The organism is Massilia antarctica (assembly GCF_015689335.1).
In the GTDB taxonomy this organism is placed as follows: domain Bacteria; phylum Pseudomonadota; class Gammaproteobacteria; order Burkholderiales; family Burkholderiaceae_D; genus Telluria_A; species Telluria_A antarctica.
In genome coordinates this window covers 4327426-4341527 of the sequence record NZ_CP065053.1, presented here as the reverse complement: position 1 = coordinate 4341527, position 14102 = coordinate 4327426, and the positions used below count along the sequence as shown (strand labels likewise).

Annotated in this window: 11 protein-coding genes; 4 read left to right on the top strand and 7 right to left on the bottom strand. The window is 66.3% G+C overall.

The genetic code is table 11. The features are described 5' to 3' along the window. Positions 1-234: 234 nt before the first annotated feature. Positions 235-852, bottom strand: a complete 618-nt coding sequence (locus tag IV454_RS19425; RefSeq protein WP_054267359.1) for a hypothetical protein — start codon at positions 850-852, stop codon at positions 235-237. A gap of 308 nt (positions 853-1160) precedes the next feature. Between IV454_RS19425 and tssF the strand changes: the two genes are divergently transcribed. Genes tssF through tssH form a run of 3 tightly spaced genes read left to right on the top strand, consistent with a single transcriptional unit; the run spans position 1161 to position 6686 of the window. Next, positions 1161-3023 carry a type VI secretion system baseplate subunit TssF gene (gene tssF, locus IV454_RS19420; RefSeq protein WP_206087420.1) on the top strand — a complete coding sequence of 621 codons (1863 nt, stop codon included), beginning with the start codon at positions 1161-1163 and terminating at the stop codon, positions 3021-3023. Beyond that, positions 3008-4018: a type VI secretion system baseplate subunit TssG gene (tssG, locus tag IV454_RS19415; RefSeq protein ID WP_206087419.1), complete on the top strand. Its 1011-nt coding sequence runs from the start codon at positions 3008-3010 to the stop codon at positions 4016-4018. Before tssF ends, tssG begins: the two co-directional genes overlap by 16 nt. A 19-nt stretch (positions 4019-4037) precedes the next feature. Continuing rightward, a complete protein-coding gene (tssH, locus tag IV454_RS19410) occupies positions 4038-6686 on the top strand; it encodes a type VI secretion system ATPase TssH (RefSeq protein ID WP_206087418.1) in 2649 nt (882 codons plus the stop codon). Between the two features lie 11 nt (positions 6687-6697). Here the strand turns inward: tssH and IV454_RS19405 are convergent, their stop codons facing one another. Next, on the bottom strand, positions 6698-7531 hold the full coding sequence (locus IV454_RS19405) for an AraC family transcriptional regulator (protein WP_206087417.1): 834 nt from the start codon (positions 7529-7531) through the stop codon (positions 6698-6700). A 150-nt stretch (positions 7532-7681) separates the two neighbouring features. On the opposite strand from IV454_RS19405, the gene IV454_RS19400 reads away from it, so the two are divergent. Next, entirely contained in the window at positions 7682-9145 is a 1464-nt protein-coding gene (locus tag IV454_RS19400) for an MFS transporter (protein ID WP_206087416.1), read from the top strand. Positions 9146-9173: 28 nt separating this feature from the next. Here the strand turns inward: IV454_RS19400 and IV454_RS19395 are convergent, their stop codons facing one another. From IV454_RS19395 to IV454_RS19375, 5 genes are all read right to left on the bottom strand, one after another. Beyond that, positions 9174-9620, bottom strand: coding sequence for a hypothetical protein (locus IV454_RS19395; protein WP_206087415.1), 447 nt, complete (start codon positions 9618-9620; stop codon positions 9174-9176). A 128-nt stretch (positions 9621-9748) separates the two neighbouring features. Further along, entirely contained in the window at positions 9749-11848 is a 2100-nt protein-coding gene (locus IV454_RS19390) for a TonB-dependent receptor (protein ID WP_229521722.1), read from the bottom strand. A gap of 38 nt (positions 11849-11886) precedes the next feature. Next, on the bottom strand, positions 11887-13515 hold the full coding sequence (locus IV454_RS19385; RefSeq protein ID WP_206087413.1) for a PepSY-associated TM helix domain-containing protein: 1629 nt from the start codon (positions 13513-13515) through the stop codon (positions 11887-11889). Then, a complete protein-coding gene (locus tag IV454_RS19380) occupies positions 13512-13817 on the bottom strand; it encodes a hypothetical protein (RefSeq protein ID WP_206087412.1) in 306 nt (101 codons plus the stop codon). Before IV454_RS19380 ends, IV454_RS19385 begins: the two co-directional genes overlap by 4 nt. Continuing rightward, on the bottom strand, positions 13810-14076 hold the full coding sequence (locus tag IV454_RS19375) for a hypothetical protein (protein WP_206087411.1): 267 nt from the start codon (positions 14074-14076) through the stop codon (positions 13810-13812). The genes IV454_RS19380 and IV454_RS19375 overlap by 8 nt, the downstream gene beginning before the upstream one ends. Positions 14077-14102 lie beyond the last annotated feature (26 nt).

Genomic DNA, 14102 nt, shown 5'->3' with positions numbered 1-14102 from the left:
GTCGATGAATCCACGATATCCGCAGTGGCAACGTCTTCCAACGACTATTAGAACCATTAGGAATCGTTAGGATGAAAAGCCAACTCATTAGCGTAAGCGCGTTGGGGAGTGGCTCGGGCAGCGGCGCCGCAACGCGTTGCGCGTGAAGACGCGCCTGGTCGGCAAGGCAAATGCCGCACTCGGTGCGGCACCGCTACCAGCGTTGACGGCGGCACTGTCGCGCCCGATCGCCTGTCAGGAAATAATGCAACATCCTTTTAGCGACCCGGCTGGGTGGCTTGGATGCAAGGTACTTCGTGGTTGATACCGTTCAAAGTCTTCCGGCTTGGTGACCCATGGTGGCTCGACTTGTTTGAATTCCTTCCAAAATTGGATGCCCTTGATGAATTGTTCATCGTGCCGATTTCTATAAATAAAGCGCAGTTCCGCACCGGTATATGACCGCCGTTTCGTCCCATCCGCGCTGGGACGATCGAATTCGGTTAATTTCGTCATGGTGCCGGCAATATCCAGTCCGTCCAGCACGAAATGAATGGTTCGATTTCTGGAGAATGCCCACTTGATTCCACCCTTGCATTTACGACGCAGCGCCAACGTGGTCTCCGTGGCGGGCGCACCGGCGTGTCGAAACTTCTTGTCTTTCTCCAGCCAGTCCAACAACTCGAGGTTATCTTTCTTCGCAGCCGGTGTTGGCAACCTATCGAATTTCTCCAGTTCGCTCCGGACGACGGCGTAGGAATCGATCACCCCTAACTCTTTCAGCGCGCCGCTGACCAAATACTTCTGCCGCTCATCGGCGAGGCCATACACAAGATCACCAGGTTCGGGTGCATTAAATTCGTAGAAACCCATTGTTATCCCTCACGTAAGTAGGTAGGAGCTGCAGGCGTATGAAGTACCTTGCCCCGCTTCGCCGATGGCGCGCAAAACACGTGGCTGATGGATCGAAGGTAGTCGAGTTCGGACTGCACCTCCAAGAATATTAGGACCATTAAGAATGGTTAGAACAATTAGAATAATTAGCGTTCTCGCTTTTGATAGCCGCTCTACAATTGACCGCGCCACAGGCACCGGACACGTGAGAACTCGGTCATCAACTCAACCCAGGAGCGCTTTGCCATGCTGAACTGCCACTACAGGCGCTCTGCCCGGCGTCCGTCATGAACCCCGCCTTCTTGCGCTACTACAGCCAGGAGCTGCATCACTTGCGCGAGATGAGCGGCGAATTCGCACGCGACTATCCCAAGATCGCCGGACGCCTCGGCCTCGATGCTTTCGAGTGCGCCGACCCGTACGTGGAGCGCCTGCTGGAAGGCTTCAGCTTCATGGCCGCGCGCGTGCAGATGAAGATCGACGCTCAATTCCCGCGCTTCACCGAGCACCTGGCCGAACTGGTCTACCCGCAGCTGCTCGCCCCCACGCCATCAATGGCGGTGGTGCAGTTGCAGCCCGACCTGTCGCACCCCGCCCTCGCCGCCGGCGTGGCCGTGGCGCGCGGCACCGCCATGCGCAGCGTGCTTGGCAAGGGCGACACAACCGCTTGCGAATACCGCAGCGCCCACGCGCTGACCCTGTGGCCGATCGAACTGGTGGCCGCGAATTTTTTCACGCACGGCGGCACCTTGGACGTGGCGCTGCCGGCCGGCGTCAAGGCTGGCATCCGGCTGCGTCTGCGCACCACGGGCGATATCGCTTTCAAGGACCTGGCGCTCGACACCCTGGCGCTGCATCTGCGCGGCAGCGACGCCATGCCGGCCCGCATTCACGAAGCGATGCTGGCCGGGATCGAGGGCATTCTCGTGCTGCCCGCCACCCGCCCCGCGCGCTGGCACAAGCTGCTGCCCAAGAGCGCATTGCGCCCACTGGGACTGGACGAAGACGAAGCGCTGCTGCCGGGCAGCGGCCGCAGTTTCGACGGCTTTCGCCTGCTGCGCGAGTATTTCGCCTTCCCGCAGCGCTTTCACTTCGTCGAAATCGGCCAACTGCAAGGTGCGCTGCGCGCCTGCGACGACACGGAAATCGAGATCATCGTGCTGCTCAACCGCACCGACGCCCACCTTGAGCAGGCGCTCGACACCAGTCACTTCGCGCTCCATTGCACGCCGGCCGCCAACCTGTTCCCGCGCCGCGCCGACCGCATCAACGTCGCCGACGACAAGTTCGAATACCACGTGCTGGTCGACCGCACCCGCCCGCTCGACTACGAAGTACACCACATCGACCGCGTCACCGGATACGGCAGCGGCGCCGGCGCCGAACAGGCCTTCCTGCCCTTCTACTGCGCCAAGGATGGCGGCGGCGATGGCCGCGCGTACTTCCAGATCCGGCGCGAGCGGCGCGCACTGTCGCAGCACCAAAAGCAGCACGGGCCGCGTTCCAGCTACATCGGCAGCGAAACGTACATCGCCATCGTCGATGCGGCCGAAGCGCCCTACCGCGCCGACCTGCGCCAGCTCGGCCTGACCCTGTGGTGCACCAACCGCGACCTGCCGCTGTCGATGCCGCTCGGCTTGGGCAAGACCGACCTGGTGGCCGACACCGATGCGCCGGTCACGGCAGCGCGCGTGGTGGCCGGGCCGAGCCGGCCATTCCCCTCGTTCGCCGAGGGCAGCGCCACCTGGCGCCTGATGAATCACCTGTCGCTGAACTACCTGTCGCTGCTCGACAGCGATCCCGAACATGGCGCCGTGGCTTTGCGCGAACTGCTGTCGCTGTACTGCCAGACGGGCGACCTGCAAGGCCAGCGCCAGATCGAGGGCCTGCGCTCGGTCAGTTCGGCCACCGTCACGCGGCGCCTGTCCGCCCCCGGCCCCATCGCCTTCGGCCGCGGCCTGCAAATTACCGTCACGTTCGACGACGCCGCCTTCGAAGGCAGCGGCGCCTTTCTGCTCGGCGCGGTCCTGAACCGCTTTTTTGCCCAATATGTGTCGATCAATTCGTTCACCGAAACGGTCATTCGCACCGTGGCGCGCGGCGACATCATGCGCTGGCCCGCCAGCAGCGGCGTATGCGCGATCCTGTAGCGCTCGATGCGCAATTGCAGGCCGGCGCGCACGGCATGGAATTCTTCCAGATCCTGCGCCTGCTCGAGAACGCCCATCCGCACAAGCCGCGCATCGGCGCCTCGCTGCGCGCGGGCGACGATCCGGTGCGCTTCGGCCAGGACCCGGTGCTGACATTCCAGGCGAGCGCAGTCGGCGCCTACGTGCCGGCGGCATCGCGCGTACCGCCTCGCCTGTCCGTCAATTTCTTCGGCATGTTCGGCCCCGGCGGCGCCCTGCCCCTGCACCTGACCGAGCATGCGCGCGAGCGCGTGCGCAACGCAGGCGACACCACCCTGGCGGCATTCGCCGACGTGTTTCATCACCGGATGCTCTCGCTGTTCTACCGCGCACGCGCCTGCGCCGAGCCGGTGGTCGGCTTCGACCGACCACAGAGCGACCGCTTCGCCGATTACGTCGGCAGCTTGTGCGGCATCGGCTCACCCGCCATGAAGGGCCGCGACAGCATCGGCGACGCCGCCAAGCTGCACGTGGCCGGCCTGCTGGCCAATCGGGCGCGCCCGGCCGCCGGGCTGGTGACGCTGCTGCGCGACTATTTCGCCCTGCCGGTGCGGATCGAGCAGTTCGTCGGCCACTGGATGCCGCTACCGGACGACAGCCAGACCCGCATCGGCGCGCGCGAACGCGGCAACCGCCTGGGCCAGTCCACGGTGCTCGGGCGCCAGGTGTGGGATTACCAGCACAAGTTCCGCATCGTGTTCGGCCCCCTGTCGCTGCACGACTACAAACGCATGCTCCCGGGCGGCGAGAGCATGCGGCGCCTGGCCGACTGGGTCAGGCTGTACGCCGGCACGGTGCCCGACTGGGACGTGCGCCTGATCCTCGCCAGGGCCGAGGTACCGGGCCTGCGCCTGGGCGCCGCCACCCGCCTGGGCTGGACCAGCTACGTCACCAGTACCAGGCCGGCGCACGATGCCGATCAACTGCTTATCAACCCCCAGCCCCGCGCGGGCTGACTCCGACGAAGGAAAATTCATGGCCGACATCAGTCGCGTTGCCTTGTTTGGCAAGCTCAATACCTTGTGCTACCGGGCGATCGAGAGCAGTACCGTGTTCTGCAAACTGCGCGGCAATCCGTATGTGGAATTGGTCCACTGGCTGCACCAGCTATTGCAGCAAGACTGCGACCTGCGCCGCATCGTCGAGCACTACGATCTCGATGCGGCGGCCCTGGCGCGCGACGTGACGGCGGCGCTGGACCGGCTGCCGCGCGGCGCCACGTCGGTGACCGACCTGTCATCCCGGCTCGACGAGGCGGTGGAACGGGCCTGGGTGTACGGCACCCTGCTGTTCGGCGAAGTGCACATCCGCTCCGGCCACCTGCTCATCGGCATGCTCAAGACCGCCAACCTGCGCCACGCGCTGCTGGCCATCTCCAGCCAGTTCGACAAGCTGCGCGCCGACGACCTGGCCGATGCCTTCGCGTCCCTGCTGGCCCAGTCGCCCGAGGCCCGGCTCACGGCCAGCAATGGCGTGGACGTGGCGCCGGGCGTGGCCAGCGGCGCCATCGCGCCCGGCCCCATGGGCAAGCACGAAGCGCTGAAAAAATTCACCGTCGACCTGACCGCGCAGGCGCGCGAGGGCAAGATGGACCCGATCGTCGGGCGTGACGACGAAATCCGCCAGCTGGTCGATATCCTGATGCGGCGGCGCCAGAACAATCCCATCCTGGTCGGCGAAGCCGGCGTCGGCAAGACCGCCGTAGTGGAAGGCTTCGCCCAGCGCATCGCGCGCGGCGACGTGCCGCCGGCCTTGAAAGAGGTGCAGCTCTTGATGCTCGACGTCGGCCTGTTGCAGGCCGGCGCCAGCATGAAGGGCGAATTCGAGCAGCGCCTGCGCGCGGTCATCGACGAGGTCCAGGGCAGCGCCAAGCCGGTCATCCTGTTCATCGACGAGACGCACACCCTGGTCGGCGCGGGCGGCGCGGCCGGCACCGGCGACGCCGCCAACCTGCTCAAGCCCGCCCTGGCGCGCGGCACCCTGCGCACCATCGGCGCGACCACCTTCGCCGAGTACAAAAAGCATATCGAAAAAGACCCGGCCCTGACGCGGCGTTTCCAGATGGTGCAGGTCGACGAGCCGGACGAGGCGCGCGCGCTGCTGATGATGCGCGGCGTGGCCGCGACCATGGAAGCGCACCACCGCGTGCAGATCCTGGATGAAGCGCTCGATGCGGCGGTCAAGCTGTCGCACCGCTACATTCCGGCGCGCCAGCTGCCCGACAAGTGCGTCAGCCTGCTCGACACGGCCTGCGCGCGCGTGGCGGTAAGCCTGCATGCAACGCCGGCGGCGGTGGACGACAGCCGCCGCCGCATCGAAGCGCTGGAGACGGAACTGGCCATCGTGGGCCGCGAGCGCGCCATCGGCATCGACACCGGCATGCGCGCCAACTGCGCCAACGACCTGCTCGGCCTCGAACGGGAGCGGCTGACGGCGCTGGAGTCGCGCTGGGAAGCCGAACGCACCCTGGTCGACCAGTTGCTGGCCCTGCGCGCCACCCTGCGCGACGGCGCCCCGCCGCCATCCGCAGAGAGCCGCGATGCGATGACGGCGCAGCTCAAGGCCCTGCAGCAGGAGCTCACAACCGTGCAGGGCGAGCAAGCGCTGATCCTGCCGACGGTGGATTACCAGGCCGTGGCGGCCGTGGTGGGCGACTGGACCGGCATTCCGGTCGGGCGGATGGCGAAAAACGACGTCGAAACGACCCTGGGCATCGCGGCCGTGCTGGCGCGCCGGGTGATTGGCCAGGACCATGCGATGGACATGATCGCCAGGCGCATCCAGACCTCGCGCGCCGGGCTGGATAATCCGAACAAGCCGATCGGCGTGTTCATGCTGGCCGGGACCTCTGGTGTGGGCAAGACCGAAACCGCGCTGGCCCTGGCCGAGGCCTTGTACGGCGGCGAGCACAATCTCATCTCGATCAACATGAGCGAATTCCAGGAGGCCCACACCGCGTCCACGCTCAAGGGTGCGCCGCCGGGCTATGTGGGTTATGGCGAAGGCGGCGTGCTGACCGAGGCGGTGCGGCGCAAGCCCTACTCCGTGGTGCTGCTCGACGAGATCGAGAAAGCCCACCCCGACGTGCACGAGATGTTCTTCCAGGTATTCGACAAGGGCTATATGGAAGACGGCGAAGGCCGCGTCATCGATTTCCGGAACACCTTGATCATCCTGACCACCAATGCGGGCACCGACGTCATCGCGCAGCTGTGCCGCGACGGCACCGCAAGGCCCACGCCGGATGCGATGACCGCGGCGCTACGTGGGCCGCTGCTGCAGGTCTTCCCGCCCGCGCTCTTGGGCAGGCTGGTGAGCATCCCCTACTATCCGCTGGCGCCGGCCATGCTGGAGCAAATCATCCGCCTGCAGCTGGACCGCATCAAGGCGCGCATCGAGCAGCGTTACGCGATCCGGTTCGGGTACAGCGATGCGGTGGTCGAACTGGTGACACAGCGCTGTACCGAAAGCGAATCGGGCGGCCGCATGATCGATGCGATCCTGACCAACTCGATGCTGCCCGATATCAGCCGCCAGTTCCTCACCAGGACCATGGAAGGCAGCGCGCTGGCCGACCTCGAGGTCGGGGTCGCGCATGGGGAGTTCGTGTACTTCCCAGCCTAGGCCGGGCCGGTTCAGGGCGCGCGCCGGCCGGCAAAGTAGTGCGACGGAGAGTCCCCGAAGGCGCGCCGGAACATCGCGATGAAGTTGCTGGGACTTGCGTAGCCGAGCGTGTCGGCCACCCGCGCCACGGCATCGCCCTGCGCCAGCAGCTCCAGCGCGCGGCTCAGGCGGGCCTGCTGGCGCCATTGCGCAAAACTGATGCCGGTTTCGCTGCGAAACAGGCGGCTCATGGTGCGCGCCGATATGGCGCCCACCTCCGCCCACTGCTCCAGGCTGCGCTCGGCGCCGGGGGCGGCCACGATGGCTGCGGCGATGCGCAACAGGCGGCGGTCGGAGGGCATCGGCAAATGCAATGCCTCATGCGGCGCATCGGCGATTTCATCGAGCAGCACGGCGCTCAAACGCTCCTGCTGCGGACTGGCCGGCTGCTGGCCGGACCAGCCCACGGCCCGCCGCACCAGCGCCAGCATCAAGGTATTGACAGCGACCACGCAGGGCGTGGCCGGCAGCGCGCGGCTGGCCACGGGGGTGACCAGCAGGCTCCATCCGGTCATGGCGCCGCTCACGCTGACCTGGTGCGCTACCCCGGGCGGTATCCATCCCGCCCGATGCGGCGGCAATAGCCAGGAACCGTGCGCCGTGCGCACGTGAATCAGGCCGCTTTCCACGCAAAACAGCTGTCCACGCACATGCGCATGCCAGTCGTATTCGACCGTACCGAGGCGGAACTGGCTGTCCGGCTGCGCATCGCCGCCCAGGGCGATCAGGGCCGGGCCGTCGCTGCGTTCGCTGGCGTCGAGGGCAGGATCGGGGCTGGAGGCGGATGCATGGATGAGCGGGGACATGCGGGTGGGTTTGCTGGCGGGTCGAGGCATGGCCGGATTTCACTATTTATTGTCCAAATAACGTTACCAGCATTTCCGGCCGCCGTCCAATACTGTCGCCTGCGGCATGCCCTCCGGCTGCCGCCGATACCGACAACGACTGGAGTCATCATGCCTGCCCTCCCTGCGGCCGCCGCCGCGCCCCCTTCCCTGCTGCACCCCCACGTACCACGCGCGTTCGCGCTGCTGATCGCTTGCCTGTGTTCCTTCATGGTGGTGATGGACGGCGCCATCGTCAACGTGGCACTGCCATCGATTCAGCGCGAGCTGCATCTGGATCCGGCCCAGCTTCAGTGGGTGGTGGACGCCTATCTGCTGATGCTGGGCGGCTTGATGCTGCTGGCCGCGCGCGCCAGCGATCTGTACGGACGCAAGCCGGTCTTGATGTCAGGGCTGCTGGTGTTTACCTTGGCCAGCCTGGCGGCCGGCAAGGCCGATGGCGCCGCCATGCTGCTGGCCGCGCGCGCCGTCCAGGGCTGCGGCGCCGCCGCCCTGGCGACCTCGACCTTGGCGGTGATCGTGGCCGTCTACCCCCAGGGCCGCGCCAGGGCCAGGGCGATTTCGCTGTGGGCCGCCTCGAGCGCCATCGCGTCCGCGCTGGGCGTGGTGGCCGGCGGCGTCCTCACGGCGTGGGCTGGCTGGCGCTGGGTCATGTTCGTCAATGTCCCGATCGGCGTGGCGCTGATGGCTGGGGTGGGCTTGAGCATGCAGGCAGCGCGGGGCGGTGGGCCGCGTCCACGCCTCGATCTTGCCGGCGCGCTCAGTATCACCGGCGCGATCGGCGTGCTGATTTATGCCTGCGGCCGCGCGCTCGCGGGAGGCTGGGGCGCGAACGGGGTACCCGCCATGCTGATCGGCTCGCTGGTGCTGGGCGCACTGTTCGTGGCGATCGAACGCAGGACGGCGCAGCCGCTGGTCCGGCTCGGCATTTTCGCGCTGCGCAACGTCCGCTTCGGCAATCTCGTGGTGCTGTGCCTGGGGGCGGCATTGACCTCATCCAGCTTATTCCTGTCCATCGTACTGCAGCAGGTGCTTGCCTATCCGGCGCTCGATGCCGGACTGGCCCTGCTGCCGATGGGCCTGGCGTTGGCGGTGGCGGCCATCGCGTCGCGGCCGTTGATGGATGCGGGATGGCGCCGTCTGCCATTCTGCGGCGCCGTGCTCGGCGCGGCAGGCTTTCTGTGGCTCGCAGCCCTGCCCCAGGCCGCGCACTATGCGAACCATGTGCTCGGTCCGATCCTGCTGATCGGGACCGGCCTGGGCTTGATGCTGATGAGCAGTGCCCACGCCGCGCTGGCCGGCGTGCCGGCCGCCGATGCCGGACTGGCGGCGGGCCTGTTCAACACGGCGCGCCAACTGGGTGCAGCGCTCGGCGTGGCGTTACTGTCGAGTCTGGCGCATGCGTTCGGCACCGCTGGCACCGCTGGCGGCAGCTCGCTGGCGGGCTGCCACGCGGCGTTTGCGGGCATGGCCGGTCTGAGCCTGGTCGCCGGACTGGCCTCGTTGCGCCTGGGTAGCCTGGCAGACGACGCGCGCACGCGTGGCGCCGTACAGCCGGCGCGCACCGGCGCCTGAGCCGGTACGCACAGGCAATAGCGCGGTGTTAATAATATGGCCCGGTGGCGTCGAGGGTGGCGCTATCGGCATGGCCGTCGCTCACGGCGCGCAAGGCCCGGACAAAATCGTCGAGCTGGCTGGGCAACGCCGTGAGGTAAAGCGTTATTTCACTTGCCACTTCATTGACGGGGAACTCGACGAACCGCGATTGCGCATGCACCGTGATGAGCAAGTCTGCATGTTGATCGAACTGAAAGTGCGCATGAAACGCGCCAGCGGCATAGGCAGGGCCGAAGACGCCGAAACGCAGGTCATACGTTCCGCCGTAAACGTCGTCCTTGAAACCATCCAGTCCGCGCACGGCATCGCGCAAGCGCTGAGGGCCGACATACACCTCATGACAGAATCGGGACGCGCCGTCGCAGATTGAAATCGTCAATTGCGACATGTCGTCATCCGACCAGTCTTTGACAAACTCGATTTTCGCATCCATGGTGCCAGCCCTTTCGACCGAGGATAGATAACATGCAAAAAAGCCCGCTGCATGGCGGGCCTGACTACCTGGTCACACCCTCTTGCCGTCTACCAGACAGCAAGAGGGCGTAGCGCCAGCAAAACCTATCAGAAATCGAACGCCGCCGACAAACGCACGGCCCGCGGCGCGCCCACGTTCACCCGCCCCGCTCCCCATGCGCCTTCAAAGTACTCCTTGTCGCCCACGTTGGTCACAAAGGCGCGCAGCACCACCGGCATTGCGCCAAAGCGCGTCGCGTAACGCGCGCCCAGGTCCAAGGTGGTCCACGCATCGAGTTTCAGGCTGTTGTCGCCCGCCAGCCACTGCTTGCCGGTGTAGTTGATGCGCGAACTCAGTTCCAGCCCCGGCACCGCAGCCAGCGCGTAGTCGACGCCGATGTTGGCCGTCAGACGCGGCACGCCCAACTGCGACTTGCCCTGGTTGATGCCCTTGGCGGTCCTGGTCTGCTCGGCCTTGGTATATGCCACGCCACCGAGCAAGGAAATGTCCTTGCCGGCCTTGCCGAACACATTCCACTCCACGCCACGGTTGCGCTGCTCGCCGTCGGTGGTCATGCGGTTGTCCTTCTCGATCAGGGCCGGTTTGCTGATCTGGAACAGGCTCAGGGTCTGGGTGAGCGTATTCATCGCCCATTTCACGCCAATTTCGGCCTGTTTGGACTTGTACGGCTTGAACGTTTCGCCTTCATTCGCATACGGCGCCGCAACGGTGGTGCCGGCGCTCAGGCCTTCAACGTAATTGGCGTACAAGGATACATTGTCGCCCCACGGCTTGAACACTACGCCGGCCAGCGGCGTGACGGCGGTTTCCTCGTAGTTGTCCAGCTTCTGATGCACCTTCTGGGCGCGCGCACCGATGGTGATTTGCAGCTTGCCATCGGCAAACCACATCGAATCGGCCGCGCTGAGCCCAGTCATCACGTCATCATTGAACTGGTTGTAGGTCGAGGCATCTTTCCCGGCCGGCATGGCGATCGGCGTCGGATTGTAGATGTTGCTGTTGATGGGCGCGGTGCCGTTGCCGCGGCTGCCGCCTTCGTAGTTCATGACGTTGGCTGCCACGGTCACCTTGTGCGCGATGGCGCCGGTGGTGAACTGGCCGCGCACGCCCGTTTCAAACGTGGTGGTTTCGTACTCGCCCCATGAATTGTAGGCCGTGCCGGTGGCATTGCCGCTGTCGCCTCCGGACACTGGCAGCACCGGACGGGTGCCGAAGATGAAGCCGTCGTACGAATGCTTGGCCGAGCCGGCCGAGGCGAACGCGCTCCAGCCAGCGCCGAGCTCGACCTGGCCACGTACGATCACGCCCTGGGTTTCGGTGTTGCCGTACACATCTTCGCCGTAGAAGAAGTTGGTGGAGCCATGCGGCGCTTTCGGCACATGGGTCCAGCCGTTGATGATCGGCTGCATCGGCGCGCCCTTGCGCACCTTGTTGGTCAGCGAGTAGGCGTCCATCTCCACGTTCCAGCCCTTGCCCTGGTAGTCGACCGCCACGTGGCCGATTTCGCGCTTCCTGGTCTGGTGGTCCAGCCAGGTTTTGCCGCCGGAGAGCACGCCGTTGACGCGCACGCCCAGGGCTTGGTCCTCGCCGAAGCGGCGCGCCACATCGGCATGCACACCCACGTTCGACTTGGTCGACACCGAGGTCGTCACGCGGGTCAGCGGAGTGGCACCGGCGCGCTTGGGCACCAGGTTGACCGCGCCGCCCACATCGCCCGCCGGCGGCAGGCCCATCATCATTGCGCCGGGACCCTTGAGCACTTCGACCCGTTCAAACATTTCGGTCGGGGTGTTTTGCTCCGGGGCCAGGCCGTAGGCGCCATTGATCGCCATCGATCCCGAACTCACGCCGAAACCGCGGATATTGAAGTTCTCGACGATGTGGCCTTCGTTGGTGGTGGTGCGCACCGACGGGTCGTTCTTGAGCACGGCGGCGATGGTCTGGGCCTGCTGGTCGGCGATGGTCTGGGATGTGTAGGCAGTGATGTTGAACGGCGTGTCCATCACGCTCACGTTGCCGAGCACGCCGAGACGGGCGCCCGTCGCCACTTTGCCGCCGGGCGCGGCCGCGGGAAGGCTGGCGGCCGTCTCGGCAGCGGCCTTGACAGTGATTTCCTTCATGGTTTCGACAGGCGCCTGGGCCATGGCCGGCAGGGACACGGTGGCGATCATGGTCATACAGGCCATGGGAATGGCACGGAAAGCACACACAGGGACAACTCGCATTACATTTGCTCCATTTGGTTAGAAGGTATTTGGCTTGGATTCGTTTGTGGAGACAGCGCCGGCTCGCGCCAGACGCTGTGCTGCTCGCCCGAGCGGCCGCGCCGGCGCACGCGCGCCGCCATCCACAGCAGCGCCAGGCCGCCGAGCAGCGACAGGCCGTCGATAAACAGGAAATCGGTGACATATGGCTTGGCGATCGGCAGGGCCGGGAACAGGGCCGCCAGCAGGCTGGTGGCGGGCACCAGCAGGGTCGCCAGCGCGGCGGCGGCGCTCAGCCGGTAGCCGGCCCAGGCCACGCCCTTGACCAGCGCCGCCAGCAGGCCGACGGCCAGCGCGGTATTGAAGACCGACAGGCCGATGCCGGCCAGACCGACGCCCAGGCTGGCTTGCCAGCGCAGCGCCACCATGCCGAGCGGAAGCCCGATGACGGCGCCAAGGCACAGCCCGACCGTCAGTGCCGCCACCCAGCGCACGTGACGCGGCTGTTGGAGGGGCACGGCAAGCTGGCGGTTTTTTTTCAGCCGCGATTCGATCCACAGAAGGTTGCCGGTGTAGAACAGGATCGCACCCAGCACGCCCATCACGGCGTACGCCAGGCGCACCGGCACCCCGCCAAAACTGCCGAAGTGCAGCGCGAAGATGGCCGACAGGCTCGCTTCCCAGTTGGTTTGCTGGTGCGGCAGCAGGCTGATGCCCTTGTTGAGCTGGCCGGTGACGGGATTGAAGTTCATGAAACCGGCACGCGGGGCGCGCATGTGGCCGCTCCAGTCTTCGCCGCCCAGGTTCACTTGCGGTTTCGGGCTGTCCAGGCCGCGGTAGGTCAGCTCGGTGGGCGTGAAACTGGCGGACTGGGCCCGGGCGCTGGCCAGCAGGGACGATGGCGTCACCCAGTTTGCGCTGGCGCCGGGGTCGGCCTTGCCCCTGGCGCCAGGCGCCGCGGCGGCTGCTTTGCCGATGGCGTGAATGGTGGCGTCCTGGGTGTCGTAGACCCAGTCGTGCAGGCAGAACCCGGCCGTGGTCAGGGCAATGACCAGGTGAAACGGCAGGCTGGTGATGCCGATCAGGTTGTGCGCATCGAGCCAGAAGCGCTTGACGTTGGCGCTGATGCGCAGCAGCAGCAAATCCTTGACCAGCGACGGCAGCAGGATGACCACGCCGGAAATGAGCGCCAGCGCGTACAGCAAGGCCACCACGCCGATGATCGGCTCGGCCACGGCGCCGGCCAGCGGCAGGCCGCCATTGCGGTGCACCTCGTCGACGAAGTGGCCGGCCGGTCCGGTTTGCGCGGCGCTCGTTTGCAGGCGGCCGGCGTCGTCGAAGGTCACCTGCCAGCTGGCGCCCTGCTTGTCGGTATAGCGCATGCGGCCGTATCCTGGCCGCTCGCGGTCGAGCACCAGCACGGCGCTGCCGATGGCCTCGACGCGCGTGGCAAAAAATGCGGCGGCCAATGCATCGAGCGGCGAACTGGCGCCTTGCCGCGCGCTCGGCACTGCCTCTGCCCAGCGCCCGATCTCGGGCTTGAACATGGTGAACGCGCCGGCGTAAAAGGCGATGAACAGCATCACGCCGCTGAGAATGCCGACCCAGGTATGCACCACTTTGTAGGTGCGCACGATCTCCGGCTTCATGCGGCGCCCCCGCCGGCCAGGGTCAGAAGGTAGCAGGCGCCGGCGGCCAGCGCGTTGGCCAGCGCCAGCCAGGTCCAGCAGGCGCGTTTGCTGGGCAGCAGGAAGATCAGGGCGATCACGCTGACCCAGAGTGGATATACGACCCACATTGTCAGTTGCCCGGCCACCGGGCCGGCGTCCAGCGATTGCATCAGCCGGTGCAGCACGCCGCTCAGGGCGATCGCCAGCGGATAGCCCAGTATGAGCGCCACCACGCCGTTATGCAGCAAGACCCGCTCGCGCTGCGCGCTGTCCTTAGCCATGCGCCCTCCCCGCGCGGGCGCGGCGCAGCGCGCGCAGCACGCCGACGGCCGGCAAGGCGATCATCCAGACGGTCAACACCGTCAGGATGGCAGTGAAGATGCTGGCATGCACGGCGACGGCCGCGACCGCCAGTGGCAACGGCGCCGCCCCCAGCGCCCAGCCCAGCGCGGCCGGCAGGCGTGGTTCGGCCCGGGGCGTGCTGAAATTGCAGCACACGGCGGACAGCAAGGTCAGGATCAGGGCAAGGACGAATAACATACTGGCTTCCAACTCGCCCGTGGGAC

Bases quoted from the DNA above. Each gene is read 5' to 3' on its own strand.
- IV454_RS19375 (WP_206087411.1), bottom strand. From the start codon at position 14,076: ATGTTATTCGTCCTTGCCCTGATCCTGACCTTGCTGTCCGCCGTGTGC.
- IV454_RS19390 (WP_229521722.1), bottom strand. From the start codon at position 11,848: ATGGCCTGTATGACCATGATCGCCACCGTGTCCCTGCCGGCCATGGCC.
- IV454_RS19385 (WP_206087413.1), bottom strand. From the start codon at position 13,515: ATGAAGCCGGAGATCGTGCGCACCTACAAAGTGGTGCATACCTGGGTC.
- IV454_RS19395 (WP_206087415.1), bottom strand. From the start codon at position 9,620: ATGGATGCGAAAATCGAGTTTGTCAAAGACTGGTCGGATGACGACATG.
- IV454_RS19400 (WP_206087416.1), top strand. From the start codon at position 7,682: ATGCCTGCCCTCCCTGCGGCCGCCGCCGCGCCCCCTTCCCTGCTGCAC.
- tssH (WP_206087418.1), top strand. From the start codon at position 4,038: ATGGCCGACATCAGTCGCGTTGCCTTGTTTGGCAAGCTCAATACCTTG.
- IV454_RS19425 (WP_054267359.1), bottom strand. From the start codon at position 852: ATGGGTTTCTACGAATTTAATGCACCCGAACCTGGTGATCTTGTGTAT.
- tssG (WP_206087419.1), top strand. From the start codon at position 3,008: ATGCGCGATCCTGTAGCGCTCGATGCGCAATTGCAGGCCGGCGCGCAC.
- IV454_RS19380 (WP_206087412.1), bottom strand. From the start codon at position 13,817: ATGGCTAAGGACAGCGCGCAGCGCGAGCGGGTCTTGCTGCATAACGGC.
- IV454_RS19405 (WP_206087417.1), bottom strand. From the start codon at position 7,531: ATGTCCCCGCTCATCCATGCATCCGCCTCCAGCCCCGATCCTGCCCTC.
- tssF (WP_206087420.1), top strand. From the start codon at position 1,161: ATGAACCCCGCCTTCTTGCGCTACTACAGCCAGGAGCTGCATCACTTG.